The organism is Micromonospora sp. NBS 11-29, assembly GCF_002140155.1.
In the GTDB taxonomy this organism is placed as follows: domain Bacteria; phylum Actinomycetota; class Actinomycetes; order Mycobacteriales; family Micromonosporaceae; genus Micromonospora.
The window spans coordinates 350,063-354,792 of the sequence record NZ_NAPR01000012.1; the positions used below are offsets into that span (position 1 = coordinate 350,063).

At 71.1% G+C, this 4,730-nt stretch carries 5 protein-coding genes and 1 pseudogene; 5 read left to right on the forward strand and 1 reads right to left on the reverse strand.

Features of this window, described 5'->3' with window-relative positions; all coding sequences use genetic code 11:
• Nucleotides 1-1,685 (reverse strand): SGNH/GDSL hydrolase family protein (locus B1205_RS16060; RefSeq protein WP_217809816.1); only part of this gene is annotated, 1,685 nt, incomplete at its 3' end.
• A 229-nt stretch (nt 1,686-1,914) separates the two neighbouring features.
• Between B1205_RS16060 and B1205_RS16065 the strand changes: the two genes are divergently transcribed.
• The 5 genes and pseudogenes from B1205_RS16065 to B1205_RS16080 form a co-directional block, all read left to right on the forward strand.
• Complete coding sequence (locus B1205_RS16065; RefSeq protein WP_176308640.1) at nt 1,915-2,283, forward strand: MerR family transcriptional regulator; 369 nt, start codon at nt 1,915-1,917, stop codon at nt 2,281-2,283.
• 215 nt (nt 2,284-2,498) lie between these two features.
• On the forward strand, nt 2,499-3,041 hold the full coding sequence (locus B1205_RS16070) for an alcohol dehydrogenase catalytic domain-containing protein (protein ID WP_441338507.1): 543 nt from the start codon (nt 2,499-2,501) through the stop codon (nt 3,039-3,041).
• On the forward strand, nt 3,038-3,235 hold the full coding sequence (locus B1205_RS30360) for a zinc-binding dehydrogenase (RefSeq protein WP_217809818.1): 198 nt from the start codon (nt 3,038-3,040) through the stop codon (nt 3,233-3,235). The genes B1205_RS16070 and B1205_RS30360 overlap by 4 nt, the downstream gene beginning before the upstream one ends.
• A 181-nt stretch (nt 3,236-3,416) precedes the next feature.
• The gene (locus B1205_RS16075) at nt 3,417-4,460 is read left to right on the forward strand and encodes a LacI family DNA-binding transcriptional regulator (protein WP_089156348.1); all 1,044 of its coding nucleotides are present in this window, start codon (nt 3,417-3,419) and stop codon (nt 4,458-4,460) included.
• 78 nt (nt 4,461-4,538) lie between these two features.
• Nucleotides 4,539-4,730, forward strand: a pseudogene (locus tag B1205_RS16080) (carbohydrate ABC transporter substrate-binding protein); the annotation flags it as partial.

Consider the following 4,730-nt stretch of genomic DNA (forward strand, 5'->3'; position numbering starts at 1 on the left):
CCGTTGATGTCGGCGAACACCACCTGCGAGCCGGCCGCTCCGACCCCGGCGGCCACCTGGCCACGATCGATCCACCGGCCCGCGGAGTCGCCGCAGCCCGGGTTGCCGGAGCCCGGCGGTCGGATCCAACCGGCGTCGGCCGCGGTCAGCACGCCCTGGTAGAAGGAGATCGCCATCTTGCCGTAGCCCCGGTCGTTGGGGTGCAGGCCGTCGGCCAGGTTGGCGATCGTCACCGCGTTCGTGTCGACGAGCGTCACATGCCGGCCGGCCTGTTGCCGGGACGACACCACTCCCCGGATCGCCGCGTTGTACGTGGCGATCCGGCCCTGGGTGGCCGCGTTCGCGGCCGGCACGATGGTGGAGACCACCAGCGCCACCCCGGGGGCGGTCCGGAAGATCTGGTCGATCAGGCTGCCGAGGCGGGCCGGGGCGTTGCCCGGGTCGACGTTGTTGTTCATGTCGTTGGTGCCGATGTGCAGCAGCACCACGTTGGGCTGGTACGTCACCAGCGCCGAGTCGACGAGGCCCGCGATGTCGCTGATGAGCCGACCGGAGTGCCCCTCGTTGGCCAGGTTCGCCGGTCCCGAGCGTTGCGAGCCGACGAGTTGGACCTGGCTGTCCCGCGCCGCCCACTCCTGGAACCTCGCGAGGTAGCCGGAGCCGTCCGAGCTGGCCGCGCCGAAGGTGATCGAGTCGCCCAGCGGCATCACCCGCAGTTGAGCCACCCCGACACCCCGGGTCGCCCGCCGGAACGCCTCGTTGACGAGCTGGGCCATGTCAGGAGTGAGCCAGCTCGACAGATAGTTCAGTGGCGCTTGGAAGAGGTCGAAGGCCAGCGCGTAGCGCCGGAGCGTCGCCTGGATGCTGGCGATCAGGCTGCGCGACCCGGTCGACAGGTACGAGGCGGCCGCGCCACCGAAGGCGCCGGTGATCAAACCGGCGATCCCGGCGCCGACCGCGGCGCCCCACGCGTCCTTGTCGATCGGCTTTCCGTCGAGCGCGGTGCTGACCAGCTCACCGACACCCGCGGAGAAACCGCCGGCCACCGCGCCGCAGACCGGCCCGGCCGCCGCGGCACCGACATTGAAGGCGAGCAGACAGAGTCCGCCGATCACGACCGCGGTGGCGAAGACGACGAGGCCGGTGACGAACTTCTTCCAGAACGGCCCCCAGAAGCCGGCGGTGCCGATCTGTCCGGCCGGCACCACGACCACGATGCTGTCGCCGACGACCTGGAGGTTTCCGTCGAACCGGACGGAGTCGTCGATCGGCGCGAAGCCCACGCTGTCCCGCTGGGCCCGCAGGGTCATGGCCTGGCTCAGCGACCGGCCCTGGGCCATGTCGGTACGCGTGGTGGCGACCAGCTGGTCCATCTGCTGCCGGAACTGGTCGGGGCGCTCCGTGATCTTGAAGTCGATGGTCGCGACGAGGTCGCTGTCGCTGGCGGCCAGCGACCGCAGGCTGCCGGCGTCGCGTGCGCATCCCACGCGCAGCCCGGTGCCGTTTCCGTCGATCGGTTGGGGGGTGAACGACGAGCCGAACGACGCGCAGCCGGCGTCGGTGCCCGCCACCGCGGGTCGGGCGTATCCCGCCACCACCAGCACCATGCAGAGGACGAGCGCGAGGAACCCGGTGGGTCCGGTTCGGAACAGCGGGGCGGCCCGGGGCGGCAGCGTATCGGGCACGTTCGGACGACAGCGGGGCACGGCACCCTCCAAGGATTGGTCGTGGCGCCGGCGAGGCGCCATCGCCGCCGAAGGTATTGCCGGCCTGTTGACGTTCTCTGCATTGCCGCCGNCCGACACCGCACCCGGTCGGGCATGAAGAGGGGGATGGGGTCATTTCCCGCCAGGCCGATAGACTGAACCTCACACGGACGTGAGGTAATCATGGGAGGTGACGATGGCCGCCACCATCCGGATCGGTGAGCTTGCCGACCGCACCGGAGTCAGCGTGCGATCCCTGCGGTACTACGAGGAGCAGGGGCTGCTCACCAGCCTGCGCAGCCCGAGCGGGCACCGCCGCTACCTGGAGAGCCAGATCGAACGGATCAACCTCATCCAGCGACTGTTCTCCGCCGGCCTGAGCAGCCGGACCATCGTCGACCTCCTGCCCTGCGTCGAGTCCCCGAGCGAGGACACCTCCGAGGCGGCCCTGGAGCGCATGACCCAGGAACGCGACCGGCTCGACCAGCACATCGAGGACCTGATCACGACCCGTGCGGTGCTGGACGAGCTGATCGCCGCCAATCGGGCGCACCGCAGGGGGCTCGCCAGCGTGTGAGCCCGGACACCCACCCTTGTTTCTGACATCAATGTCAGCAATTAGCGTCGGCGCTCGACGACGAACAAGGGAGTACGACGATGAGCCGTGCGTTCGGATACCGCGCCTTCGGCGGCCCGGAGGTCCAGTTCCACTTCGACCGGCCCGATCCGCGGCCCGGTGCCGGAGAGATCCTCATCCGGGTCCGGGCCGCCGGGGTGGCGCGCCTCGACCACATGCTCCGGTCGGGACTCGTCCCGGCACTCAACGGGCACCTGTCGTTCCCGCAGGTGATGGGGATGGAAGCCGCCGGTGACGTGCTCGCGGTCGGCTCCGGCGTCACCGATGTCACGGTGGGCGACGCGGTGTTCGGGTTCGCGCTGGGCGGCGCCGGCAGCTACGCCGAGACGACGGTCCTGCCGGCGGCGAACGCAGCTCGCAAGCCGTCGAACCTGTCCTACGAGTGGGCCGCGACCATCCCGGTGTCCGGAACGACGGCCCTCGACGCACTCGACCATCTCGACCTGCCGGAGGGCTCGACGCTGCTGCTCAACGGTGTCGGAGGCAGCACCGGCCAGATCACCGCGCAGCTGGCCCGGTCCCGCGGCCTGACCGTCGTCGGCACCGGCAGCGACAGCAAGCGCGCGGCGGCCGAGGCTCTCGGCGTGACCTTCGTCAGCTACACCGCCGGTGCGGTTGCCCCACAGGTACGTGCCCTCGCCCCCTCCGGCGTCGATGGACTGATCGACCTCGTCGGNCGGCTGCCGACGCCACCGTGAGCGAGTTGGGCGGCGAGTTCCTGCCCCGCCGCCTCGACCGGCCGTCCCTGGAGGCGGTCGCCGCGCTGATGACGGACGGCACCCTCGACCCACGCATCACGCGCACGTTCAGCCTGGACCAGAGCGCCGAGGCGCTGGCCGCCGTGGAGACCGGCCACACCGCCGGCAAGCTGGTGATCACCGTCGCCGCCTGACCAGCGCCGCGGCAGAAAGTGCAAGATCGGCGCGCACTCGGAAGGGGGGTGGGGGGACATCCTTTCGACATCGGCTATTGACGGGGCCGTAACAGGGGCCTAGCGTCTGTCGAACCGCTTCGTCGAAGCGCTTCGACGATCATTCGAACCTGGTTCCAGGCCCGGCCGGAGGGGGTGCGCGATGGCGACCATGCACGACGTCGCCCGCCTGGCGCAGGTCTCGGTCAGCACCGTGTCCTACGTGCTCACCGGCACCCGGCCGATCTCCCAGGGCACCCGGGCCCGGGTGCTCGCCGCCATGGCCGAGCTCGACTACCAGCCCAACGCCATGGCCCGGGGTCTGGCCAGCCGCCGCAGCCGGATCCTGGGCCTGCTGCTGCCGATGGACGAGCGTGGCCTCGGCGCGACCGAGACGGCGTTCGTCACCGGGGCCGCCGCGGCGGCCAGCGCCGTCGGCTACCACCTGGTGCTGTCGCCCGTCGGTGGCGGCGGCGACCTCGACGAGCTGCGCCGGCTGGCCAGCCAGCGGATGTTCGACGGCGTCGTGCTGATGGAGGTGCAGCTCGCCGACGAACGGGTCGCCGCGCTCCAGGAGGCCGGTGTGCCGCTGGTGCTGATCGGGCGCACCGGGGACGCCAGCGGGCTCTCCTACGTCGACATCGACTTCGAGCAGACCGTCCGGGAGGCGGTGGCACACCTGGTTGGCCTGGGGCACCGGCGGATCGTCTACGTCAACCACTCGGCCGAGGCCCTGAACAGCGGTTACGGGCCGGCTCTGCGTACCCGGGACGCCTTTGTCGCGGCCATGACCGGCCACGGCCTGGAACCGGTCATGATCCCGGCCGAGGACAGCGCCGCCGGCGGCCGGGCGGCGCTGGCCGCCGCCCTCGCGCGGACGCCGGACCTGACGGCCATGCTGGCCATGAACGAGACGGCGATCTTCGGCATCCTCGGCGAGCTGACCGCGCGCGGGCGGTCCGTGCCCGACGACGTCTCGGTCGTCTCGATGGTCACCTCACCGCAGGTCGCCGAGCTGGCCACCCCGGCGCTGACCGCGATGACGTCGCCCGGGTCGACGATGGGCCGGATCGCGATCGAGGCGCTGGTGCGCCACCTGGACGGCTCCGGCGACGAGCGCCACCAGCAACTGCTGCCCTGCTCGCTGGAGATCCGGGGATCGACCGCAGCCCCACCCAGCCGCCAACCGATGGGGGCTGACCAGTAGGAACGGCCCGTCGCCGCGCGGCAACGCGACGACGGACCCAGTGCAGTACCGGCTCGATACTCAACGAGGAGGATAGCAATGCAGCGATTCCGCCGGATCGTCGCGACGCTCGCCCTGGCGGCGACCGCGACGACCACCGTGGCCGCGTGCGGGGGCGACGACAGCGGTGACGACAGCGGGGCCAAGACGCTCAAGCTCTGGCACTACGAGAGCGAGAACAGCGCAATGGGCATCGGCTGGGACCGGGCCATCGAGATCTTCAAGACCGAG

What these genes read in the sequence shown, in the direction of transcription:
- B1205_RS16075 (WP_089156348.1), top strand. Translation starts at nt 3,417, where the DNA reads ATGGCGACCATGCACGACGTCGCCCGCCTGGCGCAGGTCTCGGTCAGC.